Annotated in this window: 2 protein-coding genes; both read left to right on the plus strand. The window is 39.9% G+C overall.

What is annotated here, in order from left to right; genetic code table 11:
- A partial coding sequence (locus tag HMPREF0494_RS11525) for a hypothetical protein (protein ID WP_204365264.1) occupies nucleotides 1–192 on the plus strand: 192 nt, incomplete at its 5' end.
- A gap of 21 nt (nucleotides 193–213) precedes the next feature.
- Nucleotides 214–1,434: an IS110 family RNA-guided transposase gene (locus HMPREF0494_RS10655; RefSeq protein ID WP_040459103.1), complete on the plus strand. Its 1,221-nt coding sequence runs from the start codon at nucleotides 214–216 to the stop codon at nucleotides 1,432–1,434.
- The last annotated feature ends 111 nt before the right edge of the window (nucleotides 1,435–1,545 follow it).

Raw genomic sequence — 1,545 nt, forward strand, 5'->3', positions numbered from 1 at the left:
GAAAATAATCGTTCTGAACTTTTTTGTTACCCTAAAGATAGAGCTAAGGTTGTTCATACTCCCTGGGACTGCGAGTCCGCATTAAAAAATAACCTCCGCTATCTTTGCTTTGATATATTGCTTTCAGGTTGTGGAGCCATGAGTTCGTGTATAGGAAATGAATTACAAAGCCTTGATAACGGTCAAACCTAGCTCGAGAAAGGAAGTTTTATGGTGTCAGATATTATCGCATTAGATGTTTCAATGGGCAGAAGTAATGTTGCCTGGTATCGTCGAAAGACCCGTCTCAATGAATTTGTGTTTTTCCATACCCGTTCTGGGTTTAAGCAGTTACTATCAACGATTCAGTCAGCTAATTACCCGGTTGTTTACTTTGAAGCTACTGGGGTGTATTCACGACCAGTTGAACGCTTTTGTATTGACCATCACTTAAAATATTGTTTACTCAATCCACTTCAATTACATCTCAATTCAGAAGACCTGCGCAGAGTAAAAACTGACCGCCAAGATGCAAGGAAAATCGCCTCAACAGTACAAAAGAAGTCTTTCCGCTTAACCGTGCCACGCTCACCACGTTTCGCTCGGCTTCATGAATTAAGTCGTTTCTATAATCAACTTAACCATGATTGGAATCATCGGTTGGTACAGCTCCATATTGCCCTAGAACAGACTTTTCCAGAACTAAAACAGCTATTTAAGAATAGAGCCTCGAAGTTAGCGCTAAATGTCGTTGAACTATTTCCCCACCCAGACTTAGTGAAAACTCTGTCGCGAACTAAGCTCAAAAATCAACTGGTTAAATTAACGGACAAAAACCTCTCCAATATGAAAGGTTTTAAGTACGCTGATCAATTATTGAAGTTGGCGCAAGATTCTTATCCGGCTTTCCCTAGTGATTCAATTCAGGTTGAAGAAGTGCGCTACTACTGTCGACGATTAATTGAGCTCACCAAGCAGAGAGAAAAAGTAGTCAAACAAATGATAACTACGGCGCAAGGAGATGAAGCGTTCCAATATTACACTTCTTTTCCGGGGATTGGTGATCAAACCGCTGCGCAATTAATGGGTGAATTAGGCGATATTACACGGTTTGATAATGCCAATCAGCTTAATGCTTATGTTGGTATTGACCTTAAGCAGTACAAATCTGGCAATGGTGGGTATCAAGACCATATTAATAAACGTGGTAATCCGATTGCCCGTAAACTGCTATACTTTACCGTTGGTAATATGATCCGCCAACAACACGCTGCACCAAACCATATTGTCGATTATTATTATCGCCTAAGACAAAAAAGACCTTATCCAAAACTGAATAAGGTCGCCATGGTTGCTTGTATGAATAAAACCCTGAAATGCCTTTTATCCATGATTAAGCACCATACAAAATACCGTTATCGGTATACGGACTCAAGGTCCCATGTGAAGAACTAACTCCTTCACGCTTTAAATATACCACGCCTGCCTGATTTTTAAATCATCTTCTTAATCAGGTTGTTTTGGTATACTCTCATTTTCTATACTTTCTACTTGACTAATCGTAGG

The organism is Limosilactobacillus antri DSM 16041 (genome assembly GCF_000160835.1).
Lineage (GTDB): Bacteria > Bacillota > Bacilli > Lactobacillales > Lactobacillaceae > Limosilactobacillus > Limosilactobacillus antri.